Origin of the sequence: Mesorhizobium sp. M7D.F.Ca.US.005.01.1.1, from assembly GCF_003952545.1 — a bacterium.
In the GTDB taxonomy this organism is placed as follows: domain Bacteria; phylum Pseudomonadota; class Alphaproteobacteria; order Rhizobiales; family Rhizobiaceae; genus Mesorhizobium; species Mesorhizobium loti.
Map to the genome: position 1 here is coordinate 3,498,661 of NZ_CP034453.1, position 25,446 is coordinate 3,524,106.

Below are 25,446 nucleotides of genomic sequence, written 5' to 3' on the forward strand. Positions count from 1 at the left end.
TCATACCGGCAGGATTTCTGCTGCCTTCTTTCGGTTTCGCCGGAGGCGGATGTCGTCGGCGATCTGCTCTGCCTCGATCGAGATTTCGCGCAGCAATCCGGTGACCGGATTGTGAAAGCCGATGAGATAAAGACCGAGATCCGAAGCGCTCGCATTGACGCCGCTGCGGCCTGGCTGGACGCCGGGCTCCAGCAATCTGGCATAGCCGGGCCGGAAGCCGGTGGCGAAGATGATCGCATCGAACTCGCCATGCTTGCCATCGGTGAAACGGACGCCTTGTTCGGTGATCTCGGCAATATCGGGTGCGATCTTGATCGCACCTTCGCGGATCTTGCCGACCGTGCCGACATCGATCGTCGGAATGCGCGACGAGAGCGCGATTTGCTGCAGCATTCCTTGCTGCGGCCGCCTGAGCCCATATTTCCCCAGCCTGCCCAGCGCCAGATCGAGGATGATAGGAAACAAGGCATCGTTGATGCGTTGCGGCATCAGGCGCGCCGCCATGCCGATCATCTGGATGGGCACGCCAAGCAGTTCGCGCGGTACGATATGAACGCCGCCGCGCACCGAAATCGTCGGCCGCGCACCGCCTTCCACCAGATCGAGGGCAATCTCGGCGCCGGTGTTGCCCATGCCGACGATCAGCACCGACTGGCCGGCAAAAGGCATGGCGTTGCGATAGTCGGCGCTATGCAGTTTTGTGCCCTTGAAGGCATCGGCGCCGGCAAATCCGGGCATCAGCGGCTCCGCGTTGTTGCCCGACGCGATCACCACCTGTGAAGCGTGCAAGGGGCCTGTTGTCGTGTCCACGAGCCAGCTTCGGCCTCGCCGGTTGATCGCCCGCACCGTTTCCCCAAATCTGGGCCGAAGATCGAAGCGCCGCGCATAGGCATCGAGATAGTCGACGAAAAGATCGCGCGGCACATAGCGCGGATAGTCCCTGGGAAAGGGCACGAAGGGCAGCGAGGAATAGCGTTTGGTCGTGTGCAAATGGACGCGCTCATAGTGGCGTCGCCATGCAGGGGCGGATTGCTGCTCTTTTTCGAGGAGGACGAAGTCGACCCCGGCCTGCCGCAGGCACGCGGCAATGGCCAGGCCTGCCGGTCCGGCACCGATGATCGCAACTGGTGTAGTGTCGTCCAAGCGCGCCTCCGCCGACAAATTCGCTTCTGGAGAATGGCAAAAACATGGCAGCCGGAGCCTGCCATGCCAGCAGCGCTCAGCCGGGCAAGGGCACCGTCAGTCCGACCTTGACCCGGTCCATGGCAACAAAAGTGCGGAACTTCCGCACATTGTTGCTGTCGAAGAACAATTTTCGCGTCAGCGCCTCATAGGCGCCCATGTCGGCCACGGTGATGACGAGGATGAAATCGGCCTCGCCGGTGACATAGTAGCATTGCTGGACTTCAGGGGTTGCCGAGAATTGCCGCTTGGCCGCGTCGATCAGTTCGGCGCGTTCGCTCTCGAGTTCCACCTCGACGAAGATGGTGATGGGCTGGCCGACAGCCGCGGGCTCGATCACCGCGACATTGCCGGCAATGACGCCGGTCTGCTCCATGCGCTTGATGCGGCGCTGCACCGCCGGCGCCGACAGGTTCACCGCCTCGCCGATCAGCCGCTGCGGCGTCGTGTTGTCGCGCTGCAGGATGGCAAGGATGGCGAGATCGAAACTGTCGAGCGAGGGTGGCGATACAGGCAATGGAGATATCCCTAGCGAAACAAACTTGCATTTGGGAGGCCATATTACAGCGCCCTTTGCGTCGATCCTGCAATATATTCTCGCTGAACGTCAGAGCATGATGCCGAAAAGTGCGAAGCGGTTTTCTCGGACAAACGGGTACCGTTTGTCCAGACATCATGCTCTCTATCTCTTTGATTTAGAGACGGATTCAGATTTCGGGTCGATTCGACCCGAAATCATCCGGCTCTAAGGAGGCCGCCAGTGTTCCTGCTCAACCGCAATACTCTGCATCGCCTGCCACTCGATCCGGCCGATGCCGATACCCTTGGCGTGGCCGGCGCCGACACAGTCGAGCGTTTTCTTGCCCATCGCGACAATCACCTGATAACGCCGCTGCATGCGCTGCCGGCGCTCGCCACCGAACTCGGACTTGGCGCCATCCATATCAAGGATGAGGGCTTTCGCCTCGGCCTCGGCAGCTTCAAGGCGCTTGGCGGTGCCTATGCCGTCTTCCGCCTGGTGCTGGAGGAGGCAGGCAGCCGGCTTGGCCGACCCATCGATGTGGCCGATCTCGATCGGCCTGACGTGCGGGCCGTCGCCGCTGCGATGACATTTGCCTGTGCGACCGACGGCAATCATGGCCGCTCCGTCGCGCAAGGCGCTCAACTCGTCGGCGCGCGAGCGGCGATCTTCGTCCACGCCGGCGTCAGCGAGGAGCGCATCGCGGCGATCGCCCGCTATGGCGCCGAGATGATCCGCGTCGACGGCAATTATGATGATTCGGTCAGGCAAGCCGCCCAGGTTTCCGCCGACAAGGGCTGGACCGTGGTGTCCGACACCTCGTGGCCGGGCTATGAACGGATTCCCGGCCTGGTCATGCAGGGCTATACGGCGATCGTGCGCGAAGCCTTGCGCCAGCTTCCCCGGACGCCAACCCACGTCTTCGTGCAGGCCGGGGTCGGGGGCATTGCCGCCGCGCTGGCCGGCCATCTGGCCATCGTGCTCGGTGATGCCAGGCCGACCTTCATCGTGGTCGAGCCGGCGCGTGCCGCTTGTGTTTTTGCAGCCGCCCAGGTCGGGCGCCCGGTCAAGGTCGCGCACGGCCAGCCCACGGTGATGGCCATGCTTGAATGCTACGAGGCCTCTCCGATCGCCTGGCGGGTGCTGGCACGCGCCGCCGATGCCTTCATGACGGTGGATGAGGCCGACGCCGTCGCGGTGATGCGGCGCCTGGCGCGGCCGAGCGCCGGCGATCCGGTAATCGTTGCCGGCGAAAGCGGCGGCGTCGGCCTTGCCGGGTTGATCCGGGCGGTGGCCGACAACCGAGCCGAGCTTCAACTCGACGGCAAATCCCGTGTGCTGGTGATCAACACGGAAGGCGCCACCGACCCGCATCGTTATGCCGAACTGGTTGGCATGAGCCCGGCCGATGTGCTGGCCGGCAAGTTGACTGCAGAGGCAACGGCATGATCGAGATCGATGCACAGCGCCTGCTTGGCCGTATCCGCGAACTCGGTGCTGTTGGCCGGGATGGCGAGGGCAGGCTTATCCGGCTGGCCGCCTCCGACACCGACAGGCAGGGCCGCGACCTCTTCGTCGGCTGGCTGCGGCAGGCCGGGATCGATGTCGCCATCGACCGGGTCGGCAACATCTTCGGCATCTGGCAAAGCCCGGAAAATGCCCGGCAGGCGCCGCTGCTTATCGGCTCGCACATCGACACCGTCATCGATGCCGGCATCTATGACGGTTGCTACGGCGTGCTTGCCGGGCTGGAAGTGATCGAAACGCTCAAGGCATCAGGCTTCTTGCCGTCGCGCCCCGTCGCGGTCGCCGCTTTCACCAATGAAGAGGGCGTGCGCTATACCCCGGACATGATGGGCTCGCTGGTCCATGCCGGCGGCATCGATGCCGAAACGGTGCTGGCGGCTGTCGGCACCGACGGCAGCGTGCTGGGGCAGGAACTTGCCCGCATCGGCTATGCCGGCGACCGGGAGCCCGGCTTCCTCAAGCCGCATGCCTATCTCGAACTGCATATCGAACAGGGGCCGGTGCTGGAGCTAGAAAGCGTGCCGATCGGCGCGGTGGAGAATCTGCAAGGCATCTCGTGGCAACGCGTCACCATCGACGGCGTCGCCAACCATGCCGGCACCACGCCGATGTCGATGCGCAGCGATGCCGGCCACGCCGCCGCCCGGGTCATTACCTTCCTGCTCGACCGGGCCAAAGCCTCGAACGCGCCGACCGTCGCCACCGTCGGCACGATCCGCTTCGAGCCGAATGCCATCAACGTCATTCCCTCGCGCGCCGTCTTCACCATCGATCTGCGCGATCCCGACGAACAGCGCCTGCAAGCGGAGGAGGCGGCACTTGCCGCCTATCTCGAGCAGCTTGCCGCCACCGAGACCGTGACGATCTCGGTCGAGCAGCTGGCCCGCTTCGAGCCGGTGATCTTCGACATTCGCATCGTCGAGCGGATCGAGGCCGCCGCGAAAGACCGCGGCCTTGGCGTCAGGCGCATGACATCAGGCGCCGGCCATGATGCGCAGATGATGGCGCGCATTGCGCCGGCGGCGATGATCTTCGTGCCGAGCGCCGGCGGCATCAGCCACAATCCGCGCGAACACACTGAAGATGGCGAGCTTGTTGCCGGCGCCAACATCCTGCTTGATGTGGCCGCGCAACTGGCAAAGTAGGTCAGAAGGGGCAGAAGAATGTCTGAACTCGATCGCGATGCGCTGAAGCAGGAGATGATTTTCTGGCGGCGCGATCTGCACGCGCATCCCGAATTCGGTTTCGAGGAGGAGCGCACCGCCGCCTTCGTCGCCGCCAAACTGCGCGAATTTGGGTTGGACGATGTCACCGAAGGGGTTGGCGGCACCGGCGTCGTCGGCACGCTGAAGCGCGGCAGCGGCAACCGGGCGATTGCGCTCAGGGCCGACATGGATGCATTGCGCATCACCGAGCAGTCGGACGCGCCCTACCGCTCCGGCAATCCCGGCATCATGCATGCCTGCGGCCATGACGGCCACACCACGATGCTGCTCGGCGCGGCAAAGCTGCTGGCAGAGCAGGGCGGTTTCGACGGCACTGTGCGCTTCATTTTCCAACCGGCCGAGGAATGGGGCAGGGGGGCGCTAGCCATGCTCGACGATGGGCTGATGCGGCGCTTTCCCTTCGACGAGATCTTTGGCCTGCACAACATGCCCGGCCTGCCGATCGGGCATTTCGAGACCCGCGCCGGCCCGGTCATGTCGGCCGAGGATAATTTCGAGATCGTGCTCAAAGGGCTCGGTGGCCATGCCGCGCGGCCGCATGCGGGAAACGAAACACTGGTCGCCGCCTGCGCGCTGGTCACCAATCTGCAGACCATCGTCTCGCGCCGGCTGAGCCCGGCCGACATATCGGTGGTTTCGGTGACCGAGCTGATCACCGACGGCACCCGCAACGCTCTGCCCGGCCTTGCCCGCATCCTCGGCGATGCGCGCAGCTTCCGTCCCGAGGTCAGCGCCGAGATCGAGCGGCAGATGCGCATCATCGCCGAGGGTACCGCCGCCGCCTACAATGTCACCGCCGAGGTCAAGTACAGCAGGGAGTTCGTGCCGCTGCGCAACGATGCCGAACTGGTCGATGCCGCGTTCGCGGCCGCAAGAGGCGTCTTCGAGCCCGGCAACATCGCTGTCGCCCGCGAGCCGATGACCGCCTCCGAGGATTTCGCCCGTTTCCTCGACCACGTCCCGGGCTGTTTCGTCTTCCTCGGCAATGGCGAGGCTTCCGCGCCGCTGCACAATTCCAGCTACGACTTCAACGATGACGGGCTGTTGTTCGGCACGAATTTCCACGTCGCCGTGGTCAGGCAAAGGCTGTGTGGCGAGGCGGGAAGATGATCGCATTTTGATCGCCAGACCGCGCTCGCCGCTGGCCCAAGCACCGCTGCTATTGCCAGCCAGCTCCGGGGTTTATTGAACTCCCCCAGTTTTGTGAACTCCCATTGACGGAGCTCGGATGCCGATGACCAGGATTTCGCTTCTGGGAATTCCCCACGACGACAATTCGTCCTTCGCCAAGGGCGCAGCGCTTGCGCCCGCCCATATCCGTCCCGAATTGTTCTGTGATGCCTACAGCATGTGGAGCGAAACCGGTTTCGACCTGACCGACAGGCTGGTCGATCATGGCGACATCCGTTTCGACGCCGCCACCGATCCATGGGATTTGATCGAAGGCGAGGTTGGACGCGTGCTGGAACTGGGCGATCCGCTGATCTGCCTCGGCGGCGACCATGCCATCTCCTGGCCGGTGCTGCGCGCGGTGCGCCGCCGACACCCCAGCCTGACCATTCTGCACATCGACGCGCACCCCGACATGTATGAAGCCTATCAGGGCAATCCGCGCTCCCACACCTCGCCCTTTGCCCGCATCATGGAAGAGCGGCTTGCCGACCGCCTCATCCAGGTCGGATTGCGCACCGTCAACGACCATCATCGCGACCAGTTCGATCGGTTTGGTGTCGAGGTCATCGAGGCCGCGCGGTTCAGCGATGATCTGCGGCTCGACCTCACGACGCCGGTCTATATCTCGATGGATCTCGACGGGCTCGACCCGGCTTTTGCGCCGGGTGTCTCGCATCGCGAACCCGGCGGCCTGACTACTCGTCAGGTCATCAACCTGATTCAGTCGATCAACCAGCCGATCGTGGCGGCTGATATCGTTGAGTTAAATCCCGCTCGCGACATCGCCGGCCTGACCGCCGGCGTGGCGGCAAAACTCCTCAAGGAGATTGCCGGGATGATGGTCAAGACACGCGGGTGACGGGCCGGCGAGGGTACGTTTTTAACGAAAACAATCGCCCGATGACGCCAGGGAAAGACTCAGCTACCTTCTGCTGTGCGGCGGACCTAATTATCCGCTTGGCCGGCGCTTCATTCCTCCTCCCAAGCGGCGCCGGCCTTCTTCCCCCAAAGAGCCCCTTTTGTTGATGCTAAATTAGCGGAAGTTAAATTTAGAGCGTTTGGGCTTGCCTGAAATTAGGGTCTTTCCGACATAAATCCGGCATGCCTTTCGAAGGTGCTGGCAGGAAAACCGATGCGCGGGCGTGGATGGATCAAGGCGTTGCGTCAGGACGAGGCCCGGCAGGTGCGTGCGCGCATTGCCGAACTGGAGCGCGACCTGATGGCGACCTCTCCGCAGGGCCGCCATAGGCGGCACGAGGCAGGACACGAACTTCGCAATGCCAAGTTCCGCCTGGAGCGTCTCGAGGAATGCATCGCCGAAATACCGGAACGGGCTGAGTTTTAGCGGAAGCGATCGCGGCTCTCGATCACATACCCTGATAATCGGGAGGGAACCAAATGCCGTCCCCTCGGGTTGGTTCTGTTCCAATGGAGTACGCAACCATGTTCCGTCTGCTTATCGCCGGCGCTTTGGCTTATGTCACATACCGCCTCACCAGGCAGATGATCGATGACGTGCCCGATACAGTCGACCCGCTGTTGCTGCCGCCGTCGCAACATGATCGCGAAGCCTTGCGTCGGCAGTCAGCCGCGATGGGTGTCGATCCGCAACGCTAGGCGTGATCCCCCTCGGTCTGCGGGGGCTAAGTCTGCCTCGCATCGACGTTGCGAACAAAGCGGAAACGATGCTTGATGGGCGATGAACCTCGCCACCGCTGATTCGACCTTTCGGGATCCGACCGTCCAGCCTGCCTATCTCGCCCGGCTGAACGATGCCCAGCGCCAGGCCGTCGAGCATGGCGACGGCAAGATAGCCGGTCCGCTGCTGGTCATTGCCGGCGCCGGTTCGGGCAAGACCAACACCCTGGCGCATCGCGTCGCTCATCTGATCGTCAAAGGGGCCGATCCGCGCCGCATCCTGCTGATGACTTTTTCGCGCCGCGCCGCGGCCGAAATGGCCAGGCGCGTCGAGCGCATCGCCGGCGAAGTACTCGGCCGCGATGCCGCGGTGATCACCGATGCGCTGACCTGGGCCGGCACCTTTCACGGCATCGGCGCGCGGCTGTTGCGCGACTATGCGCTGGAGATCGGCCTCGACCCTGCCTTCACCATCCATGACCGCGAGGATTCCGCCGACCTGATGAATCTGGTCCGCCACGAGCTCGGCTTCTCGAAGACGGAGGCGCGTTTCCCCACCAAGGGCAGCTGCCTTGCCATCTATTCGCGTGCCGTCAACGCCCAGGCGCCGCTTAACGAGGTGTTGGGGTCTGCCTTTCCCTGGTGCGCCGGTTGGGCGGAGCAGCTGAAGCAATTGTTCGCCGGTTATGTCGAGGCCAAGCAGGCGCAGAACGTGCTCGATTACGACGATTTGCTGCTCTACTGGGCGCAGATGGCGGCCGAGCCTGAAATAGCGATGCATCTCGGCGGGCGCTTCGACCATGTGCTGGTCGATGAATACCAGGACACCAACCGTTTGCAGGCCTCGATCCTCATGGCGCTGAAACCCGACGGCGCCGGGCTGACGGTGGTGGGAGACGATGCACAGTCGATCTATTCGTTCCGTGCCGCCGAAGTACGCAACATCCTCGACTTTCCAAACCAGTTTGCGCAAGCCGCCGATGTGGTGATGCTGGAGCGCAATTACCGCTCGACCGAAACCATTCTTGCCGCCGCCAATGCCGTGATCGGCGAGGCCTCGGAGCGCTTCACCAAGAACCTGTGGTCGGAGCGCAAATCCAGCGACAGACCGAGGCTGGTGACCGTGCGCGACGAGGTCGAGCAAGCCAATTTCGTCTGCGACACCATCCTCGCCGAGCGCGAGGCCGGCACGGCGTTGAAATCCCAGGCGGTGCTGTTTCGCGCCTCGCATCATAGCGGGCCGCTGGAGATCGAGCTGACACGGCGCAACATTCCCTTCGTCAAGTTCGGCGGCCTGAAGTTCCTCGATGCCGCCCATGTCAAGGATGTTCTGGCGGTGCTGCGCTTTGCCGAAAACCCGCGCGACCGGGTCGCAGGCTTCCGCGTGCTGCAGCTGATGCCGGGCATCGGCCCTTCGGCCGCGGCGCAGATCGTCGAGACGATGACGACGGCGCTCGACGAGGCCATGGGGCTGGCCGGCTGGCGCCCGCCGCAACGCGCGGCGGATGACTGGCCGGGCTTCGTCTCGCTCTACTCCGGCCTGCGGGCCGGCGCCAAATGGCCTGCCGACCTCGAACGGATCAGGCTGTGGTACGAGCCGCATCTGGAGCGCATCCACGAGGATGCAACGACGCGCCGGGCCGACCTGTTGCAGCTCGAGCAGATCGGCTCGGGCTATGCCTCGCGCGAACGGTTCCTCACCGAACTGACGCTCGACCCGCCGGACGCCACCAGCGACCAGGCCGGGCCGCCGCATCGTGACGAGGACTATCTGATCCTGTCGACCATCCATTCGGCCAAGGGTCAGGAATGGAAGAATGTCTTCGTGCTCAACACGGTCGACGGCTGCATCCCGGCCGATCTCGGCGTCGGCACCAAGGAGGACATCGAGGAGGAGCGCCGGCTGCTCTACGTGGCGATGACGCGGGCCAAGGACAATCTCAACCTGGTCATGCCGCAGCGCTTCTTTCCGCACGGCCAGGCGGCGCGCGGCGACCGCCATCTCTATGCCTCGCGCACCCGCTTCATCCCGGCTTCGATCCTGTCAGCATTCCAGCAGGTATCATGGCCGAGCGCGCAGGCGGCACAGGGCAGGGCGGCCCGGCCAGAGGTGCGCGTCGACATCGGCGCGCGCATGCGCGGCATGTGGAAATAGCCGCGGGGATAGCGCCATGTCGCAACCACCGGTCAGGGTCGCCATCGCGGGTGCGCTAGGCCGCATGGGCCGCCAGATGGCCGACGCTGTGCAGGACGATGCGCGGCTGGCGCTCGCCGCCCGCTTCCACCGGCCGGGCATCGTCGGCGAAGGTCTGGTGAGCCGCGCCGAGGCGCTTGCCATGGCCGAAATCGTGATTGATTTCACCACGCCGGCTGCCTCGGCCGACTTGGCCAGGGTTTGCGCTGGGCGCGGCGGGCCAGCCCTGGTCATAGGCTCGACGGGCTTCGATGCGGCGGAATTGGCTGATATTGCCGATGCCGCGAAGACCATCGCGATCGTCCGCTCAGGCAGCTTTTCGCTTGGCCTCAACATGCTGGTCGGGCTGGTCGAGCGGGCGGCGAAAGCGCTCGATCCCGACGACTGGGATGTCGAGATTGTCGAGGCGCATCATCGCCACAAGATCGATGCGCCATCAGGGACGGCGCTGATGCTGGGGCAAGCCGCAGCCGGCGGGCGCGGCATCGAGCTGGAGACGGTCGCAAGGCGTGTACGCGACGGCGTCATCGGCGCGCGTCCGGCCGGCGAAATCGGCTTTGCGGTGATGCGTGGCGGCAGCATCATCGGCGAACACAGCGTCAGCTTCTGCGCCGAGGGCGAGCTTGTTACCTTGTCGCATGCGGCCGGCGACCGCATCATGTTCGCCCGCGGCGCCATCGCCGCCGCACTCTGGGTGGCGGGACGCCCGCCCGGCGAATACGACATGCGCGACGTGCTGGGGCTGAACAATTGAAACAGGCGGATGGCTCGTGTGTTCGCGGCATGACCGCCTCGCAGCGGCCGGCTAATACCCACAGCTTACCAATCTGTATGGTTTCATTTTCAGCTTTTCCTTGAAAGCTGGATGAAAGGTTGGTGCCCTTAGTGTTCATGGGCGCCCCATATTTGTCGCGGAAAGCGATGGGAGAGAGAGGGGCGCGGGAAACGAACAAAAGGGAAGAGGCCATGTCGCTCGCGCGAATACTGCTTGATTCAGCTGCCACAACCGCACTTGTCGCCACCATGGCCTTGTCGGCGCCGTCCGCACGCGCCGACGATAAAGTTTCCATCATGGTCGGTGGCTATGAAAAACAGATCTATCTGCCCGCCAAGCTGACCGAAGCGCTCGGCTACTTCAAGGACGAGGGTCTCGACGTCGAGCTGCTGAATGAACCGGCCGGCGTCGATGCCGAAAACGAGATGCTGGCCGGTGCCGTGCAAGGCGTTGTCGGTTTCTACGACCACTGCATCGATCTGCAGGCAAAGGGCAAATTCGTCGAATCCATCGTCCAGTTCAGCCAGGCGCCAGGCGAGGTCGAGCTTGTTTCAACGAAACACCCCGAGATCAAATCACCTGCCGACTTCAAGGGCATGAGCCTGGGCGTGACCGGTCTGGGCTCATCGACGAATTTTCTTACGGAATATCTCGCCGTCAAGAACGGTTTGAAGCTCGGTGACTTCACCTCGGTTCCGGTCGGCGCCGGCACCACCTTCATCGCCGCCATGCAGCAGGACAAGATCCAGGCAGGCATGACGACCGAGCCGACGATCACCCGGCTGCTGAAGACCGGCGAAGCGTCGGTTCTCATCGACATGCGAACGATGGAAGGCACCAAGGCTGCGCTGGGCGGCACTTACCCGGCCGCATCGCTCTATATGCAGACCGATTGGGTCGAAGCGCACAAGGACATCGTGCAGAAGCTGGCCAACGCCTTCGTCAAGACGCAGAAATTCATCAACACGCATAGCGGCGCCGAGATCGCCGACAAGATGCCGCAAGACTATTATGTCGGCGACAAGGAAGGCTACGTGAAGGCCCTCGATGCCGGCAAGGCAATGTTCACCCCCGACGGGATCATGCCCGAAGGCGGCCCCGAGACTGTGCTGACGGTTCTTTCAGCCTTCAAGAAGGAACTGCAGGGCAAGCAGATCGACCTCTCCAAGACCTACACCTCGGAATTCGTCAAGAACGCCAAGTAGCAGACCATGCCGGCGCGATGCGCGTCGTCGCGCCGGCAACCGTCGGTTTTCACGTCCGGCGGCTCTGGCCGACGGCGGGCGTCCGCTCGAACCCGGAGTTCCATCATGACCCATGAAAAGACCACACCAGCGATTGAACTGATCAATGTCAGTCGGCGGTTCCTCACACCCACCGGCAAATCACTGACGGCGCTGCGCGATTTCACCATGACCGTCGAGCGCGGCGAATTCGTCGCCGTTGTCGGTCCGACCGGTTGTGGAAAGTCCACCACCCTCAACCTCGTCACCGGGTTGGCCAGTCCAAGCGCCGGCGAGGTTCGTGTCATGGGCGCGCCCGTCAAGGGAATAGACCCGCGCATCGGTTTTGTTTTCCAAAGCGATGCCTTGTTTCCCTGGCGAAATGTGATCGAGAATGTGATGGCTGGCCCGCTCTTTCGTGGCAGGACGAAGTCGGATGCCACGGCCGCGGCACGCGACTGGCTGGCGCGCGTCGGCCTGTCGCGTTTCGAGCAGCACTATCCGCACCAGCTTTCCGGCGGCATGCGCAAACGCGTGGCGCTGGCCCAAACCTTCATAAACGGCCCTGAGATCCTGCTGATGGACGAACCGTTTTCGGCGCTGGACGTGCAGACACGCGTCCTGATGCATGAGGAATTGCTGCGCCTGTGGTCTGAGGCAAAGGCGTCCGTGGTCTTCGTAACGCATGATCTCGAAGAGGCGATCGCGCTCGCCGACAAGGTCTATGTCCTGACCGCCGGACCGGCCACGGTAAAGTCGGTCTACACGATCGATCTGCCGCGGCCGCGCGTGGTCGCCGATATCCGTTACGAGCAGAGCTTCATCGATTACTCGCGCACGATCTGGGCTGATCTCAAGGAAGAGGTCGAGACCAGCTATGCACGTGCCGCGGCCTGAGGAGGAACGCCATGACCGATGCTACCATCGATATCAGCGCAGGAGCTTTCAGGCCGGGCACTTCCGATGCGGAAATCGAGGCCGCCGCCGCCAAGGCGGCACGGAATCGCCGCCACACGGTGATGTTCTGGCGGGTCGCCATTCTGGTCGCCTTTCTAGGCTTGTGGGAAATTGCCGCGCGCCAAGCGTGGATCGACCCGTTCTTCTACGCAATGCCGAGTACGATCGCGCAGCGGCTCTATGAATGGACGACGGAAGGAACGTCCGAGGGTCCCCTCTGGTATCATCTCTATGTCACCATGGAGGAGGCGGTCATCGGCTTCGTCACCGGCTCGGTTGCCGGTATCATCATCGGCGTCGCGCTCGGGCGCAACCGCATGGCTGCCGACATTTTCTCGATCTACATCAAGGTGATCAATTCCATTCCGCGCGTCGTCCTGGCGCCGATCTTCATCATGATCCTCGGCCTTGGCCTCGCTTCGAAAGTGGCGCTTGCGTTCGTGATGGTTTTCTTCGTTGTCTTTCACAATGCCTTTCAGGGCGTGCGGGAAGCCGACAGGGCAATGATTGCGAACGCCCGCATCCTGGGCGCGTCCAACTGGCAGCTGACCCGTTCGGTGATTGTCCCTTCGGCGATGAGCTGGATCTTCGCCAGCCTGCATGTCAGCTTCGGCTTTGCCATCATCGGCGCGATCGTTGGCGAGTTCGTCGGCTCGCGTTACGGTATCGGCCTGCTGATCAACATCGCCAAGGGATCCTTCGACGCCGCCGGCATGTACGCCGCGATCGTCATCGTGATGGTGGTGGCGCTGGGTGCTGAATATCTGATGACCATGGTCGAGGATCGCCTGGCGAAATGGCGTCCCCAGCCCCTGCATGAGACGCAGTGAGCGGCGACAGACCTTAGCTGCTTGCCAGCGGCAGCCTTACCTCGACCACCAGACCGCCGGCCGCGCCATCCCCAAGGGTGACGCGGCCGCCGGCATTGTCGACGACCTCGCGCACAATGGCCAGGCCAAGCCCGCTGCCTTCCTCGGTCGATCCGGCAATGCGGTAGAAGCGTTCGAACACATGGTCTCGCTCATCCAACGGGATGCCGGGCCCATCGTCGGCGACCGTCAGCACGGCTTCGCCGTCGATGGTCGCCAATTTCACCGTGACGCTGCCGTCGGCCCGGGAGTAACGCAGCGCATTGTCGACGAGGTTGACGATCATCTCTCGCAACATGGTGCCGTCGCCGATGACCGGCACCGGACCGGTCTCCTCGAGGCCGAGATCGATATTGCGGCCGATCGCTGTCGGCGCCTGCGTTTCCAGCACGTGGCGGGCGGCTTCGGTAAGGTCGATATGGTCGGCGCGCGGCCGCCGGCTGCCCGGCTCCGCCCGTGACAGGGTCAGGAGCTGTTCGGCCAACCGCGCCAGCCGGCCGGAACTGGCCTGCAGCGCCATCAGCGCTTCCTGGCGCGCGTCGGAGGCACTTTCGCGCAGCGCGTAGCTTGCCTGTGTCGACAGCAGCGCCAGCGGTGTCCGCAACTGGTGCGCCGCATTGGCGATGAAGCGGCGTTGCGCCGCCATCTGCGCCCGCACGCGCTCCATATAGGCGTTCAGCGCATCGATCAGCGGGCGGATTTCGCTTTGCGCCCCTGGCACTTCGACCGGATCCAACTCGCTGCGGCTTGGCGAGCGCACCGCGTCGCGCAACCGGATCAAGGGCGCAAGGCCGCGATGCAAGCCCAGCAGAACGAACAAACCGGCAATCGCCACCAGCGCCAGTTGTTGGGCAAAGGCGCCAAACCAGAGACGCTGCACCATGGCGTCGTGTCCGGCAAGCGTGACGCCGACCGTAACGGTGATCGGCGAATCGTCTCCGGCGCCGACCACCGTGTGGCTGAAGGTCAGCAACCGCAGCCGATGGTCGCGATAGGTTGCCTCTGTGTCCGGGGACTTCGGTGCTTCCGGCAGATCCGGATAGCCGGTCAGCAGCCGCCCTCCGGCGGTCTTGACATGGTAGTAGACGCTGTCGTGATCGCCGGTGTCGAACATCTCGATCGCCGCCGGCGGTATCGTGGCGTCGAGCATGCCGTCAGTCACGGCGACGCGTTCGGCGATAGCACGCGCCGAGCCCATCAGCATGCGATCGGTGACGAGGTCCGCGGTTGCCAGCGCGTTGCGGTGGCTGGTCCACAGATTGATGGTGGCGAGGCCGACGAGCGGCAACACCACCCAAGCAAGAAGCTGCAAGCGGAGACTGTTAATCCTCATGGCGCCTAGTCTTCAAGGCGCAGGAGATAGCCGAGGCCGCGCAGCGTGACGATACGGACCCGCGCCCCTTCGAGCTTCTTGCGCACGCGGTGCACATAGATCTCGATGGCGCTGGGGTCGGCGTCGGTCTCGAAATCATAGATAGCGGCCGACAATGCCGCCTTGCTCACCGTGCGCCCGGCCTTGACTACAAGCTGTTCGAGCACCGCGTGCTCGCGCGGCGTCAGCGCCAGCGTCTCGCCGGCGAGCGAAAACAGCCGCGTGTTGGTGTCGAAGACGAGATCGCCGCAGGCAACGACCGGCGCGGTGCGGTCATTGGCTCGGCGCAATTGCGCACGGATGCGCGCTTCGAGCTCTTCGATCTGGAAAGGCTTCGCCAGATAGTCGTCGGCGCCTTCATTGAGGCCCTTGACCCGACCGTCGAGACTGGCATTGGCGGTCAGCACGATCACCGGCACCCGGTTGCCACGGGCCCGCAACATGCGCAGCACCTCCAGCCCGCTCATGCGCGGCAGCGCCAGGTCGAGGATGACAAGCGCGTGGTCGCCGGCTGCGAGCGCGTGTTCGACATCCTCGCCATCATGGACGATGTCGACGACGTAGTTCGCCTGACGCAGGGTCTTGCCCAGCCAATCCGCCAGTTCGCGATTGTCTTCTACAAGCAGCAACCGCATTTCTATCGCTGTCCTGGGGTGCAGGTCACCCGGATTTCCACCCGCTTCTTCAACTGGCACCGCCAAGTCGCGCCCGATTGATGATCGTGCACAAGCGATAATCTCGATCCATCCGCAAGGCAAATGCAGGAGATCCAGAAGTTCAGATGGTGGCGAGGTCGCACAAATCGAACCGGTCGGTTCGTTTTCTGTTGACGGACCGTGCAGCACGTAGTGAACACCGGCGGCCCGAATGCCCTGGTGTGGGAAACGATATTTTCAATAAGTGTCTGATATTGTTTATAAAAATTATTCCCGCTGAGCCCCCTTGCTGAATTTCAAGGGGCGGATTCACACGGCTTATGGAACATCTTCGTGATTGGAATCCGCGGCGAGGCAAACCCATCTCGGGGTGGTCCGAGCGACGCGAAATTCCTCCCAAGGGCACGCCACTAGACGGACGGAACAAACACTGGAGTAAATAAAATGACCAAGATCGCTCTTACCGCCGCCGCCATCCTCGTTGCCACGGGCACTGCTTTTGCCGGCAGTGACAATTATGGCTCGGCCAACGCCAATCAGCCTGCCGTCACTGTCGACCAGTCGGTCACTGCTTCGATCTCGAAGTCGACGCAGACCGTCCAGGCCCCCGCTTCGCAGGGCGCTGACCGCAATCTCTTCGGCCGCTAATCGCGACTGCCGATATCAATCCAATCTTGAATTCAGGAGTAAATAAAATGACCAAGATCGCTCTTACCGCCGCCGCTATCCTCGTTGCCACGGGCACTGCTTTTGCCGGCAGCGACAACTATGGCTCTTACAATGCCAACCAGCCGGTTGCCAACCAGTCGGCTTCGAGCCAGTCGCTTTCCAACATCGACACCTCGCACACCGGCTCGATCGTGAAGTCCGAAAAGGCACAGGGCGACGCTAATGCCAAGGTGCCGGCTCAGTCTGGCCAGGGCATCTGGGGCCACTGAACAACGCAGGCCTTGATTACTTGACTACAAAGAGCGGTGGGCTTGGCCCACCGCTCTTGTTTTTTGCGCGGAGGAATAGGCACCGGCCAGCGGCTTCGGCTCAAGGCGCCAATCCTGCAGTCGGCAAAAAAACATTCCACATCCAGGAATAAAACCGGACTGCCCAGGGTCTTGTCCTTAGCGGAACCGTCCTCCCAAGACGCCGCCTGACGGAAAGAACCAGGAGACTTGAAAATGAACAGGATTTCTCTTATCGCCGCCGCCATTCTCGTTGCCACGGGCAGCGCTTTTGCCGGCAGCGACCACTACAACTCCACCAGTACCAACCAGCCGGCTGCCCCGGTTGCCGGCGTCGATCATGCCGTCACCGGGGCGGTCAAGAACACGACTATGGCTGAGCACAAGGCTGCCGGTACCAAGACGAAGACCACCACCGATTGGCCGGAACCCGGCCAGGGCATCTGGGGCAACTGATGTCTCGGGCGCCGCGGGTCTGACCCGCCGCGCCCGCTCGACACCAGATTTCTAGCCCAGATCCTTTGGCCGCAGACAATGTGTCAGCCGGGCGGAGGACAGGCCGGACCAGTCGCCCTCGAAGACGAAGCGCGCAAGGGCAGCAGTCGGGAATTTTTCATCGAGCTTCTTGCGCGCCTTGGCCTCCGACTCTGGTCCGGCAAGCTGTCTGGCCAAATCCTCCAGGCCCGGATTGTGGCCGATCACGACCAGGCATCCGCTCGACCCGTCTGTTTTACGAATCTGGCTCAGAATATCCGCCGCTGAAGCATCGTAGAGCGCTTTGGCGAGTTCGACCCGAGGGCGGACGGACAGTTCCGCTGCCACCAGCCGCCAGGTGTCGCGGGTGCGCAGCGCCGGCGACACCAGCGCTAGCTCCGGCAGCCAGTTGCGCGCCGCAAGCTCACGGCCCATCAATTGGGCTGCTTTCAGTCCGCGCTCGGCCAGCGGGCGGTCGAAATCATCGAGATCAGGGTCGTCCCAGCTCGATTTGGCGTGGCGAAGCAGGAGAAGCTGTTTCATCGTCACGCTCTCGACTCACGGCGTGATGCGCGCCAGATGCTCGAGGTCGGCTTCCTCACGCAGTGGGTCGGGGGCCATCACCACCGAGGTGCTGTTGTCGGCATCGTCGGCAAAGTGGGCAAGCACGGTGCGGCCGGCCTCCATGCGCGCCTTGCCTTCGGCGACCAGGCCCAGCGCCAGCGGATAGAGCCGGTGTTCGGTCTTCAGCACGCGGGCCGCCAATGTATCCGCATTGTCGCCGACCATCACCGGCACCGCCGCCTGGGCGATGATTGGCCCGTCATCCATCTCGGAAGTGACGAAATGCACGGTGCAGCCATGGATGCGCATGCCGGCGGCCAGTGCGCGCGCATGGGTGTCGAGCCCCTTGAAAGCCGGCAGCAGGGCAGGATGGATGTTGATCATGCGGCCCTGCCATTTCTGGACAAAGCCGGGGGTGAGGATACGCATGTAGCCGGCCAGCGCCACGATCTCGGCATTGAAGGCCGCGAGCGCTGCGTCGATGGCGGCGTCATGCGCCTGCTTGCTGCCATGGTCGGCACGCGAGATAACCTGTGTGGCGATGCCGCGCGCCCTGGCGATACCGAGGCCGGCGGCATCGGCCTTGTCGGAAATGACGCCGACGATCTCGGCCGGGAAGGCCGGGTCGCTGGCCGCCGCGATCAGCGCTGTCATGTTGGAGCCGCGCCCCGAGATCAGGACAACGGTGCGTTTCCTCTGCGCGCTCATAGGCCGATCGAGCCCCGATAGATGACGCCGGCATCACGGCGCGGCACGATGCGGCCGATCGGCGTCACCGTCTCGCCGGCCTCCTGCAGCACGGCCGCGACCTGCGCTGCCTGGCCGGACGCGACCGCCAAAATCATGCCGATGCCGCAATTGAAGGTGCGCATCATCTCTTCCGGCGCCACGCCGCCGGTCTTGGCCAGCCACGAGAACACGGGAGGGACGTCGATCGCCTCGAGGTCGAGTTCGGCCGAAAAATCCTTGGGCAGCACGCGCGGAATGTTTTCCGGGAAGCCGCCGCCGGTGATGTGGGCAAGCGCCTTGATGCCATGCGTGTTGCGGATAGCCTTGAGGATCGACTTGACGTAGATGCGGGTCGGCTCGAGCAGCGCCTCGGCAAGCGTGGCCTCGTCGTTGAACGGCGCCGGATCGCTCCACGCCAGGCCGCTGACGGCGACGATGCGGCGCACCAGCGAATATCCGTTCGAATGCAGGCCCGAGGAAGCCAGGCCCAGCAGCACATCGCCTTCGACAATGTCGTCGGTGGGCAGCAATTGGCCGCGTTCGGCAGCGCCCACGGCAAAGCCGGCAAGGTCATAGTCGTTGCCGTGATACATGCCGGGCATCTCGGCCGTCTCGCCGCCGATCAGCGCGCAGCCGGCTTGCCGGCAGCCTTCGGCAATGCCGCCGACGATCGCGGCACCTTGGTCTGGATCGAGCTTGCCGGTGGCGAAATAGTCGAGGAAGAACAGTGGTTCAGCACCTTGCACGACGATGTCGTTGACGCACATGGCGACGAGATCGATGCCGATCGTATCGTGCTTGCCGGCATCGATGGCGATCTTCAGCTTGGTGCCGACGCCGTCATTGGCCGCGACCAGCACCGGATCGGTGAAGCCGGCCGCCTTGAGGTCGAACAGGCCCCCGAACCCGCCGATTTCGCCATCGGCGCCCGGCCGGCGCGTCGCGCGCACCAGCGGCTTGATCTTCTCGACCATGAGATTGCCCGCATCGATATCGACGCCGGCCTCGGCATAGGTGAGCCCGTTCTTGCGCTTGCCGGTTTTGGGTTGGCCGGTTTTGGGCTGGCCCGTTTTGGGCTGGCTTGTGTCGCGCTTGCTCATCGCAATTTTCCTGCTCGTTTGCGGGCTCTTCGCATGAACGGTTTCGGTCCGCAAGGATAACGGCGGCCCAGCGGCGTTTCGGCATGACAAAATCGTGGACAGCAAATGCGCAACGGCCAGGTTCCGATTGTCAGTCTGTCCCTTGCACCCACCCGCCATCTCCATCATCTATGAACAAAACAAAGCGACGGGACATCGCCTTGACCATCCCCAATCTGATCACCATCCTGCGCCTTCTTCTGGTGCCGGCGGTGGTGCTGGCAATGCTGCAGGCGCGCTGGGACTGGGCCTTTGCCGGCTTCCTCATCGCCGGTATCTCCGATGGCGTCGACGGGTTCATCGCCCGCCGTTTCAACCAGCAGTCCAGGCTCGGCGCCTATCTCGACCCGATGGCCGACAAGCTGCTGCTGGTTTCGGTGTTCGTGGTCATGGGTTTCATCGGGCAATTGCCGCTCTGGCTGGTCGTCACCATGGTGTCGCGCGACGCGTTGATCGTCTGCGCTGTTGTGCTGTCCACCGTCATGGCCCATCCGGTCGAGATGAAACCGCTGTTCGTGTCGAAGGCCAACACCGCGATCCAGATCGTGCTGGCCGCGGTTGTGCTGGGCGAACTCGCCCTTGTCGTTCACCTCGACCCGCTGAGGCCAGCCCTCATATTGCTGTCCGGGGTCTTGACCGTGGCTTCGGCCGCGGCCTATCTCGTGGCTTGGCTGAGGCATATGAGCGGCTATGGCGAAGGCTCCACTCCGGACATCTGAGACAGAAGCGGCAGCGATCGAGGCTGCGGCCGTCGACATTGCCGCGTCCGCCGCCTTCCGCCGCCAGATCTTCTTCTGGCTGGCCAGCGCGGTCATCCTGGCGCTTTTTCTCTATGTCTTCAGCGCCATCCTGTTGCCCTTCGTCGCCGGCATGGTGCTCGCCTATTTCCTCGATCCCGTCGCCGACCGGCTGCAGCGGCTCGGCCTGTCCCGTTTCATGGCGACGGTCGTCATCCTCATCACCTTCCTCATCGTGCTGGTGCTGGCCTTCGTTATCCTCATTCCGGTTCTGGCCACGCAAATGGCCGATTTCGCCGGAAAATTGCCGGAATATCTGACCCGGTTGCAGAGCCTGATCACGTCGTTCGACCCGAAATGGCTGGAGCAGAAATTCGGCGTCAACGCCAATGGCCTGCGCGACGGCCTGAATTCGCTGCTGACCTCCGGTTTCGGCCTCGTCACCACCGTCTTCACCTCGCTGTGGAGCTCCGGCGTGGCACTGGTCTCGGTGGTCAGCCTGTTCGTGGTGACGCCGGTGGTTGCCTTCTACATGCTGCTCGACTGGGACCGCATGGTGGCGGTCATCGACAGCTGGGTGCCGCGTGACAACGTCGCGACGGTGCGCGGCATCGCCAAGGACATCAACACAGCCACAGCCGGCTTCGTGCGCGGCCAGGGCACGCTGTGCCTGGTGCTGGGCGCAATTTATGCCACCGGGCTGACGCTGACCGGGCTGAATTTCGGCATCCTCATCGGCCTGTTCGCCGGGCTGATTTCCTTCATTCCCTATGTCGGCTCGCTGACCGGGCTGGTGCTGGCCGTCGGCGTCGCCTTCGTCCAGTTCTGGCCGGACTGGACCATGATCGTTGCCGTCGCCGTCGTGTTCTTCATCGGTCAGTTCATCGAGGGCAACATCCTGCAGCCGCGGCTGGTCGGCAAGAGCGTCGGCCTGCACCCAGTATGGCTGATGTTTTCGCTGTTTGCCTTCGGTGCGCTGTTCGGCTTCGTCGGCTTGTTGATCGCAGTGCCGGCTTCCGCCGCCGTTGCCGTGCTGGTGCGGTTTGCCATAGCCCGCTATCTCGAATCGCCGCTCTACAAGGGCCACGGCGCGGCACCTGCGTCGCAGCTTCCGGCCGATCGCGGCGGCGGCCACCGCACGCAACCGCGTCGCTGAAGTGACTGCCCAGCCAACCGACCCGCCGCGCCAGTTGCCGCTCGATCTCGGCCATGGCACCGGCTATTCGCGCGACGACCTCGTCGTCTCGGGCACCAACAATCAGGCTGTGGCCTTGGTCGACCGCTGGCCGGACTGGCCTTCACCGGTGGTGGTGCTGGCCGGTCCCGCCGGCTCCGGCAAGACACATCTGGCCTCCATCTGGCGCGCGCGCGCCAGCGCGGTGGCGGTCGATGCCAGGCACATTGGCGACAGCATCGCCAATCTCGGCGCCCGGCCGGCGCTGATCGACGATGTCGATACCGGGACGGTTGACGAACAAGGCCTGTTCCATCTGATCAATGCGGTGCGGGGTGCCGGCTCCACACTGCTCCTGACGGCGCGCCGCTTCCCATCGGCCTGGGGCGTCAGGCTGCCTGATCTAGCCTCGCGGCTGAAGGCGGCGGCGACAGTCGAGATCCATGAGCCCGACGATCTCCTGCTCGCCGGCGTCATCACCAAGCTGTTTGCCGACCGACAGGTCGAGGTCGAGCCGCATGTCGTGCAGTATCTCGTGCGCCGCATCGAGCGCTCGCTGGCGACGGCCATGCGCGTGGTGGAAAGGCTGGACCGCACCGCGCTCGAGCGCAAGACGCCGATCACGCGCACGCTCGCCGCCGAAACCGTCAACGCCATGGATGAAGGGCAGGGCGAATTCGAGATTTAGCCTGGGTCCTGAGAGCTGATCTCACAGCCACATTCTGGCAAAATGGCGGACCACCAGGTAGACGGCTGAGTGGGCGGCGATATAGCCGGCGGCGACCTCGGCAAGGCCGACGAGCGGAAACGGCGCAAGGTGACCATGCGACCGTGCCAATGGCTATCGATACCGTGTTTCCGGGAGAGGATGGTCGGAGTGGAGAGATTCGAACTCCCGACCCTCTGGTCCCAAACCAGATGCGCTACCAGGCTGCGCTACACTCCGAACGGTCTGTTGCCTATTCATTTCGGCGTTGCATGGCAAGTGCAAAAACCTTGCCGCCGCGTGCATTGCGCAGTAATGACGGGCGAAGGGTGGCGATGCTGCCTTGCACAATAACGAGGTGGCCATGTCCGCGCGCATTTTCAGCCCAGCCAAAACCGCTATGCAGTCCGGCAAGGCCAAGACCGGCCACTGGGTGCTGGAATTCGACCCCGAGATGCGCAAGAAGATCGACCCGCTGATGGGCTACACCACGTCGGGCGACATGAGAAGCCAGATCAGGCTCACCTTCGACACCAGGGAAGAGGCGGTGGCCTACGCCGAAAAGGAAGCGCTCGCCTACCGCGTCGAGGAGCCGAAAGAGACCAAGCGCCGCCAGATTTCCTATGCGGAGAATTTCCGCTATGACCGCAGGACGCCCTGGACGCATTGAACGGCGGCCAGCGCAAAAATATCCAGCCGGCCCAACGGCCGGCCAGCGGTCCCGTAGCTCAGCTGGATAGAGCACCGGCCTTCTAAGCCGATGGTCACAGGTTCGAATCCTGTCGGGATCGCCAATAATTTCATGTGGTTAGTGTGTGATGAGAGTCGGATTGACGTGGATCGCGCAGCCGCCGGCGCTGTCGTATTATTTCGTGACTCAGCCTTTTCGGAACCTTTCCCGCGCACGGCGCGTTTCGGCGCCTGTATTCGCAAAGCCTCATACAAAAAGCGGATCGGTGGGAGGCAAACATGGGTGGGGAGGAGTGTTGCAATGTCGAACCGAGAAATAGGAATATCTTCGGCCCTGGATCGGCGCATCGCCGATCTCAAGGCCAGGATGCTGGACGCCCGGATCACCGAATACGAAATGAAGGCCTTTCAGAAAGTGGCTTCCATCATGGGAGGCGGCGAAGGCTCGCTGCGCCTTGATGCCGACGACCTGATCGCTGCATCCTTTGTCGTCGACGCGCTGGGTAAACCAACACTCAACTGACGGCGGGCGGTCTGGCTTCGAGCGCCGCTTGCTCTGCCAGCAGCTTGGTCCAAACCCTCAAGCCGGGAATCAGGATGGCCGCCTTTCTCGGCGGCCGTCCTGCGGCGTCCGCGCGCGCAAGCATCTGTCGCGGGCGGCCAACAGCGGCTTGCCCTGCCGCAAAGCCACTGAACTCCGGTGCCCCGCGCTCGGCGCTATGCCGCCCGATATCGACCCGATATTGAATTGGAGGGAAAGTCTTATCAATTTGTTTGCGTTGGTTCGTCATAGTAGCGGCGGCTAACGGAGTTGAACGCGATGAAGCTCGATCTGTCGCCGACGAGCTGGGGCAGGGTGATCGCTGTCACGGTAGCCGGTACGGCATTCTTCATTGCCGTGGCATTCTTCGTCGATTCCTTCAATTTCCCCTATCTTTCGCCCGAGGCCGTGTGGCGGGCGCAGATGACCGATCTGATGCTGCCTTTGGGGCTGGGCGGCTCGTTCCTGTTTTTCCTCATGTGGAAGATTCGCCAGCTGGCCATCGCCCAGCGCGACCTCAGCGTCATTGCCGCGACCGACAGCCTGACGGCGGTGCTGAACCGTGGTGCCTTCTCGATGCTGGTCGAAGCCTATCTCGAAGAGACCCGCAAGCAGGAGCAGCCCCGTTCGGGGGCACTGTTGATCATCGACGCCGACCACTTCAAGTTGATCAACGACCGCCTGGGCCATGACTGCGGCGATCAGGCGCTCAAGCTGATCGCGCAGGCGATCAAAGGGCAACTGCGTGGCGGCGATATTGTCGGCCGCATCGGCGGCGAAGAATTCGGCGTGTTTCTGCCCGGCGTGGATCCCTCGCAATCCTGGGTGGTTGCCGAAAGCATCCGCCGGCGCATCAGGGAGATGGACTTTTCGCCCGGCGGCAGACCTTGCCCGCTTTCCGTCAGCATCGGTGGCACGAGCTTTACCGGCCCGACCACCTATGAGGAAATCTTCTCCGCCGCCGACAGAAGGCTCTACACGGCCAAGTCGAACGGACGCGATCAAGTCAGCTTCGATCCGGCGGGCGCTGCTCCGGTGCCTCCGCCCAGCGTCGCCACGGTGCATTGACGACAGAACTTGCCGATGACAGGTCGAGAAGCTCTCGAACCCGAGGCAGATCGCTCCCTCGACGCTTTCAAATACTCACAACTACATGCAGGGAATCTATCTTTACGGATGGCATGCCGGTTCCATAGGTCATGGACTGTAACCTCTTACCGGTATACTCCCCCTGTGTCGGCGATGTATCGTCGTCGTTAGAAACGTTCTTGGTTCCAGAGTTTTTGAGCGTTCCGGCCGACGGTGCGGTCATGATTTCTTGATGCTGGCGAACATATGGCGGGGCGGTCAGGCAAGCGCAGCAATTATGATCCATTTGTTCAACGGCTTTCAGAATCCCTTCGGTGGCAGCGACCTTGAAACTCTCGAACTGCACCGGCTGTTAAGTGCCGATTCCGAGGTGCGTCTTTGGGCAACCTCCTCCAGGGTATCCGGCGAATTGATGCGGCATTTCCCGATACGCCGCATCTCACTGCCAAAGTGGGATGTGCCGGATGGCGGTACCTACGTCTTTCTCGGCGCGCATTGGCGCAACAAAATGTGGCCTTACCTGATCCCGCGGCCGCGCCGGCTGATCTACGTCTTCAATACCTTCCACCCGAAAGTCATGGCGCTGACGGCGCGCATGCCCCGCATGCTGAACTGGCCGGAACCCGAACTGGTGCTGATTTCCGATTTTCAAAAACGCATGCTGCGGGTTGATGGCGTCGTGCATCCGTCGCCGATCGATATCGGACGCTTTTTACCACAACCGGCCAAGTCGGGTCGTCCCTTCACGCTGGGACGGTTGAGCCGCGACACCACGGACAAACATCATGCGGACGATGTGCCGCTCTACGAAACATTGCTGGCGGGTGGCGTCGCGCTACGGATTCAGGGCGGCACGGTGCTCAAAGGCAGGGTCAAGCCGCATTCGCAACTCGAACTACTGCCACAGGGTCAATTGGTGGCCGAACAGTTCCTGCCGACGCTCGATGTGTTCTACTATCGCACCGGTTCGCATGTGGAGACGTTCGGCCGGGTGGTGTTCGAAGCGATGGCCTGTGGTTTGCCTGTGGTCTGTCATTCGCATGGCGGCTACGCCGACCATATCAGGCATGGCGAAAACGGTTTTCTGTTCGAGACGACACAACAGGCGGCGCGGATCCTGGCCGATCTCAAAGCCGACCCGGCGTTGCGAGCGACGGTCGGCCTCAAGGCACGGCAAACCGTCGAGCAGCTGTTTTCGCCGCAGGCACTGCGGCAGCGGCTGGATTTTTATCTGAAATAGCTGCATCTCACGCTCGATCGTTTCCGAATACCGGGAACCGCGCCGGTGTCGATTGTGGGAGCGTACTTCCGACAGACGTTCGGCTCAGGCGGAGC

General features: G+C 63.1%; 29 protein-coding genes and 2 tRNA genes. 22 read left to right on the forward strand and 9 right to left on the reverse strand.

The features are described from left to right. Complete coding sequence (locus EJ076_RS16670; protein WP_126068621.1) at positions 1 to 1,143, reverse strand: NAD(P)/FAD-dependent oxidoreductase; 1,143 nt, start codon at positions 1,141 to 1,143, stop codon at positions 1 to 3. A gap of 76 nt (positions 1,144 to 1,219) precedes the next feature. After that, on the reverse strand, positions 1,220 to 1,699 hold the full coding sequence (locus EJ076_RS16675; RefSeq protein WP_126068622.1) for an Lrp/AsnC family transcriptional regulator: 480 nt from the start codon (positions 1,697 to 1,699) through the stop codon (positions 1,220 to 1,222). Between the two features lie 243 nt (positions 1,700 to 1,942). Between EJ076_RS16675 and EJ076_RS16685 the strand changes: the two genes are divergently transcribed. The 11 genes from EJ076_RS16685 (at position 1,943) to EJ076_RS16735 (ending at position 13,245) form a co-directional block, all read left to right on the forward strand. Continuing rightward, on the forward strand, positions 1,943 to 3,151 hold the full coding sequence (locus EJ076_RS16685) for a diaminopropionate ammonia-lyase (RefSeq protein WP_126068624.1): 1,209 nt from the start codon (positions 1,943 to 1,945) through the stop codon (positions 3,149 to 3,151). Beyond that, positions 3,148 to 4,374, forward strand: a complete 1,227-nt coding sequence (locus tag EJ076_RS16690; protein WP_126068625.1) for a Zn-dependent hydrolase — start codon at positions 3,148 to 3,150, stop codon at positions 4,372 to 4,374. Before EJ076_RS16685 ends, EJ076_RS16690 begins: the two co-directional genes overlap by 4 nt. A gap of 18 nt (positions 4,375 to 4,392) precedes the next feature. Beyond that, complete coding sequence (locus EJ076_RS16695) at positions 4,393 to 5,565, forward strand: M20 aminoacylase family protein (RefSeq protein WP_109662929.1); 1,173 nt, start codon at positions 4,393 to 4,395, stop codon at positions 5,563 to 5,565. A gap of 124 nt (positions 5,566 to 5,689) precedes the next feature. Further along, the gene (locus tag EJ076_RS16700; protein ID WP_109663375.1) at positions 5,690 to 6,487 is read left to right on the forward strand and encodes an agmatinase family protein; all 798 of its coding nucleotides are present in this window, start codon (positions 5,690 to 5,692) and stop codon (positions 6,485 to 6,487) included. A 273-nt stretch (positions 6,488 to 6,760) separates the two neighbouring features. Next, positions 6,761 to 6,973, forward strand: a complete 213-nt coding sequence (locus EJ076_RS16705; RefSeq protein ID WP_126068626.1) for a hypothetical protein — start codon at positions 6,761 to 6,763, stop codon at positions 6,971 to 6,973. 98 nt (positions 6,974 to 7,071) lie between these two features. Beyond that, positions 7,072 to 7,245: a hypothetical protein gene (locus EJ076_RS16710; RefSeq protein ID WP_126068627.1), complete on the forward strand. Its 174-nt coding sequence runs from the start codon at positions 7,072 to 7,074 to the stop codon at positions 7,243 to 7,245. A gap of 82 nt (positions 7,246 to 7,327) precedes the next feature. Then, positions 7,328 to 9,421, forward strand: coding sequence for an ATP-dependent helicase (locus tag EJ076_RS16715; protein ID WP_126068628.1), 2,094 nt, complete (start codon positions 7,328 to 7,330; stop codon positions 9,419 to 9,421). 16 nt (positions 9,422 to 9,437) lie between these two features. After that, positions 9,438 to 10,214, forward strand: a complete 777-nt coding sequence (gene dapB / locus EJ076_RS16720) for a 4-hydroxy-tetrahydrodipicolinate reductase (RefSeq protein ID WP_126068629.1) — start codon at positions 9,438 to 9,440, stop codon at positions 10,212 to 10,214. Positions 10,215 to 10,426: 212 nt separating this feature from the next. Then, the gene (locus tag EJ076_RS16725; protein WP_126068630.1) at positions 10,427 to 11,440 is read left to right on the forward strand and encodes an ABC transporter substrate-binding protein; all 1,014 of its coding nucleotides are present in this window, start codon (positions 10,427 to 10,429) and stop codon (positions 11,438 to 11,440) included. Between the two features lie 105 nt (positions 11,441 to 11,545). After that, the gene (locus EJ076_RS16730; RefSeq protein ID WP_109662941.1) at positions 11,546 to 12,355 is read left to right on the forward strand and encodes an ABC transporter ATP-binding protein; all 810 of its coding nucleotides are present in this window, start codon (positions 11,546 to 11,548) and stop codon (positions 12,353 to 12,355) included. A gap of 11 nt (positions 12,356 to 12,366) precedes the next feature. Further along, positions 12,367 to 13,245, forward strand: a complete 879-nt coding sequence (locus tag EJ076_RS16735) for an ABC transporter permease (RefSeq protein ID WP_126068631.1) — start codon at positions 12,367 to 12,369, stop codon at positions 13,243 to 13,245. Positions 13,246 to 13,258: 13 nt separating this feature from the next. Here the strand turns inward: EJ076_RS16735 and EJ076_RS16740 are convergent, their stop codons facing one another. Both EJ076_RS16740 and EJ076_RS16745 read right to left on the reverse strand, forming a co-directional pair. Next, positions 13,259 to 14,617 (reverse strand): sensor histidine kinase, encoded by a 1,359-nt coding sequence (locus EJ076_RS16740; RefSeq protein WP_109662945.1) that lies wholly within the window; start codon positions 14,615 to 14,617, stop codon positions 13,259 to 13,261. 5 nt (positions 14,618 to 14,622) lie between these two features. Beyond that, positions 14,623 to 15,291 carry a response regulator gene (locus EJ076_RS16745; RefSeq protein WP_109662947.1) on the reverse strand — a complete coding sequence of 223 codons (669 nt, stop codon included), beginning with the start codon at positions 15,289 to 15,291 and terminating at the stop codon, positions 14,623 to 14,625. A gap of 465 nt (positions 15,292 to 15,756) precedes the next feature. On the opposite strand from EJ076_RS16745, the gene EJ076_RS16750 reads away from it, so the two are divergent. The 3 genes from EJ076_RS16750 to EJ076_RS16760 all read left to right on the forward strand — a co-directional run bounded on the left by EJ076_RS16750 (position 15,757) and on the right by EJ076_RS16760 (position 16,724). After that, entirely contained in the window at positions 15,757 to 15,960 is a 204-nt protein-coding gene (locus EJ076_RS16750; protein WP_109662949.1) for a DUF680 domain-containing protein, read from the forward strand. A gap of 47 nt (positions 15,961 to 16,007) precedes the next feature. After that, positions 16,008 to 16,250: a DUF680 domain-containing protein gene (locus tag EJ076_RS16755; RefSeq protein WP_109662951.1), complete on the forward strand. Its 243-nt coding sequence runs from the start codon at positions 16,008 to 16,010 to the stop codon at positions 16,248 to 16,250. Between the two features lie 234 nt (positions 16,251 to 16,484). After that, on the forward strand, positions 16,485 to 16,724 hold the full coding sequence (locus EJ076_RS16760) for a DUF680 domain-containing protein (RefSeq protein WP_126068632.1): 240 nt from the start codon (positions 16,485 to 16,487) through the stop codon (positions 16,722 to 16,724). A 51-nt stretch (positions 16,725 to 16,775) separates the two neighbouring features. Here EJ076_RS16760 and EJ076_RS16765 read toward each other — a convergent pair whose 3' ends face one another. From EJ076_RS16765 to purM, 3 genes are read right to left on the reverse strand one after another with little or no spacing between them, the layout of a single operon-like run. Then, on the reverse strand, positions 16,776 to 17,285 hold the full coding sequence (locus EJ076_RS16765) for a histidine phosphatase family protein (RefSeq protein ID WP_109662956.1): 510 nt from the start codon (positions 17,283 to 17,285) through the stop codon (positions 16,776 to 16,778). Between the two features lie 15 nt (positions 17,286 to 17,300). Then, positions 17,301 to 18,014: a phosphoribosylglycinamide formyltransferase gene (gene purN / locus EJ076_RS16770; RefSeq protein WP_126068633.1), complete on the reverse strand. Its 714-nt coding sequence runs from the start codon at positions 18,012 to 18,014 to the stop codon at positions 17,301 to 17,303. Beyond that, a complete protein-coding gene (purM, locus tag EJ076_RS16775; protein WP_126068634.1) occupies positions 18,011 to 19,135 on the reverse strand; it encodes a phosphoribosylformylglycinamidine cyclo-ligase in 1,125 nt (374 codons plus the stop codon). Before purM ends, purN begins: the two co-directional genes overlap by 4 nt. Before the next feature lie 200 nt (positions 19,136 to 19,335). On the opposite strand from purM, the gene EJ076_RS16780 reads away from it, so the two are divergent. The 3 genes from EJ076_RS16780 to hdaA are packed head-to-tail and all read left to right on the forward strand — an operon-like array spanning position 19,336 to position 21,773. Further along, positions 19,336 to 19,893: a CDP-alcohol phosphatidyltransferase family protein gene (locus EJ076_RS16780; RefSeq protein ID WP_126068635.1), complete on the forward strand. Its 558-nt coding sequence runs from the start codon at positions 19,336 to 19,338 to the stop codon at positions 19,891 to 19,893. Then, positions 19,865 to 21,067: an AI-2E family transporter gene (locus tag EJ076_RS16785; protein ID WP_109662963.1), complete on the forward strand. Its 1,203-nt coding sequence runs from the start codon at positions 19,865 to 19,867 to the stop codon at positions 21,065 to 21,067. Before EJ076_RS16780 ends, EJ076_RS16785 begins: the two co-directional genes overlap by 29 nt. Before the next feature lies 1 nt (position 21,068). After that, on the forward strand, positions 21,069 to 21,773 hold the full coding sequence (hdaA, locus tag EJ076_RS16790; protein ID WP_109662965.1) for a DnaA regulatory inactivator HdaA: 705 nt from the start codon (positions 21,069 to 21,071) through the stop codon (positions 21,771 to 21,773). A 21-nt stretch (positions 21,774 to 21,794) separates the two neighbouring features. On the opposite strand, the gene EJ076_RS36030 is transcribed toward hdaA, so the two are convergent. Further along, positions 21,795 to 21,923 carry a hypothetical protein gene (locus EJ076_RS36030; protein ID WP_281039003.1) on the reverse strand — a complete coding sequence of 43 codons (129 nt, stop codon included), beginning with the start codon at positions 21,921 to 21,923 and terminating at the stop codon, positions 21,795 to 21,797. Positions 21,924 to 21,954: 31 nt separating this feature from the next. After that, positions 21,955 to 22,031 (reverse strand) — tRNA-Pro (locus EJ076_RS16795). 124 nt (positions 22,032 to 22,155) lie between these two features. Here EJ076_RS16795 and EJ076_RS16800 point away from each other — a divergent pair. The 5 genes from EJ076_RS16800 to EJ076_RS16820 all read left to right on the forward strand — a co-directional run bounded on the left by EJ076_RS16800 (position 22,156) and on the right by EJ076_RS16820 (position 25,351). Then, positions 22,156 to 22,461, forward strand: a complete 306-nt coding sequence (locus EJ076_RS16800) for an ETC complex I subunit (RefSeq protein ID WP_109662967.1) — start codon at positions 22,156 to 22,158, stop codon at positions 22,459 to 22,461. Between the two features lie 47 nt (positions 22,462 to 22,508). Beyond that, positions 22,509 to 22,585 (forward strand) — tRNA-Arg (locus EJ076_RS16805). A gap of 197 nt (positions 22,586 to 22,782) precedes the next feature. Continuing rightward, complete coding sequence (locus EJ076_RS16810) at positions 22,783 to 23,004, forward strand: hypothetical protein (protein ID WP_109662969.1); 222 nt, start codon at positions 22,783 to 22,785, stop codon at positions 23,002 to 23,004. Between the two features lie 297 nt (positions 23,005 to 23,301). Beyond that, positions 23,302 to 24,090 carry a GGDEF domain-containing protein gene (locus tag EJ076_RS16815; protein WP_126068636.1) on the forward strand — a complete coding sequence of 263 codons (789 nt, stop codon included), beginning with the start codon at positions 23,302 to 23,304 and terminating at the stop codon, positions 24,088 to 24,090. 253 nt (positions 24,091 to 24,343) lie between these two features. Next, positions 24,344 to 25,351 (forward strand): glycosyltransferase, encoded by a 1,008-nt coding sequence (locus tag EJ076_RS16820; protein ID WP_245463061.1) that lies wholly within the window; start codon positions 24,344 to 24,346, stop codon positions 25,349 to 25,351. The last annotated feature ends 95 nt before the right edge of the window (positions 25,352 to 25,446 follow it).

Excerpts from the sequence above, each read along its gene's own strand:
- EJ076_RS16815 (WP_126068636.1), top strand. The coding sequence starts at position 23,302 with ATGAAGCTCGATCTGTCGCCGACGAGCTGGGGCAGGGTGATCGCTGTC.
- EJ076_RS16800 (WP_109662967.1), top strand. The coding sequence starts at position 22,156 with ATGTCCGCGCGCATTTTCAGCCCAGCCAAAACCGCTATGCAGTCCGGC.
- EJ076_RS16785 (WP_109662963.1), top strand. The coding sequence starts at position 19,865 with ATGGCGAAGGCTCCACTCCGGACATCTGAGACAGAAGCGGCAGCGATC.
- EJ076_RS16695 (WP_109662929.1), top strand. The coding sequence starts at position 4,393 with ATGTCTGAACTCGATCGCGATGCGCTGAAGCAGGAGATGATTTTCTGG.
- EJ076_RS16750 (WP_109662949.1), top strand. The coding sequence starts at position 15,757 with ATGACCAAGATCGCTCTTACCGCCGCCGCCATCCTCGTTGCCACGGGC.
- EJ076_RS16735 (WP_126068631.1), top strand. The coding sequence starts at position 12,367 with ATGACCGATGCTACCATCGATATCAGCGCAGGAGCTTTCAGGCCGGGC.
- EJ076_RS16810 (WP_109662969.1), top strand. The coding sequence starts at position 22,783 with ATGTCGAACCGAGAAATAGGAATATCTTCGGCCCTGGATCGGCGCATC.
- EJ076_RS16820 (WP_245463061.1), top strand. The coding sequence starts at position 24,344 with ATGCTGGCGAACATATGGCGGGGCGGTCAGGCAAGCGCAGCAATTATG.
- EJ076_RS16740 (WP_109662945.1), bottom strand. The coding sequence starts at position 14,617 with ATGAGGATTAACAGTCTCCGCTTGCAGCTTCTTGCTTGGGTGGTGTTG.
- EJ076_RS16755 (WP_109662951.1), top strand. The coding sequence starts at position 16,008 with ATGACCAAGATCGCTCTTACCGCCGCCGCTATCCTCGTTGCCACGGGC.
- EJ076_RS16725 (WP_126068630.1), top strand. The coding sequence starts at position 10,427 with ATGTCGCTCGCGCGAATACTGCTTGATTCAGCTGCCACAACCGCACTT.
- purM (WP_126068634.1), bottom strand. The coding sequence starts at position 19,135 with ATGAGCAAGCGCGACACAAGCCAGCCCAAAACGGGCCAGCCCAAAACC.
- EJ076_RS16730 (WP_109662941.1), top strand. The coding sequence starts at position 11,546 with ATGACCCATGAAAAGACCACACCAGCGATTGAACTGATCAATGTCAGT.
- EJ076_RS16765 (WP_109662956.1), bottom strand. The coding sequence starts at position 17,285 with ATGAAACAGCTTCTCCTGCTTCGCCACGCCAAATCGAGCTGGGACGAC.
- EJ076_RS16710 (WP_126068627.1), top strand. The coding sequence starts at position 7,072 with ATGTTCCGTCTGCTTATCGCCGGCGCTTTGGCTTATGTCACATACCGC.
- EJ076_RS16690 (WP_126068625.1), top strand. The coding sequence starts at position 3,148 with ATGATCGAGATCGATGCACAGCGCCTGCTTGGCCGTATCCGCGAACTC.
- EJ076_RS16715 (WP_126068628.1), top strand. The coding sequence starts at position 7,328 with ATGAACCTCGCCACCGCTGATTCGACCTTTCGGGATCCGACCGTCCAG.
- purN (WP_126068633.1), bottom strand. The coding sequence starts at position 18,014 with ATGAGCGCGCAGAGGAAACGCACCGTTGTCCTGATCTCGGGGCGCGGC.
- EJ076_RS16700 (WP_109663375.1), top strand. The coding sequence starts at position 5,690 with ATGACCAGGATTTCGCTTCTGGGAATTCCCCACGACGACAATTCGTCC.
- dapB (WP_126068629.1), top strand. The coding sequence starts at position 9,438 with ATGTCGCAACCACCGGTCAGGGTCGCCATCGCGGGTGCGCTAGGCCGC.
- EJ076_RS16705 (WP_126068626.1), top strand. The coding sequence starts at position 6,761 with ATGCGCGGGCGTGGATGGATCAAGGCGTTGCGTCAGGACGAGGCCCGG.
- EJ076_RS16745 (WP_109662947.1), bottom strand. The coding sequence starts at position 15,291 with ATGCGGTTGCTGCTTGTAGAAGACAATCGCGAACTGGCGGATTGGCTG.
- EJ076_RS16760 (WP_126068632.1), top strand. The coding sequence starts at position 16,485 with ATGAACAGGATTTCTCTTATCGCCGCCGCCATTCTCGTTGCCACGGGC.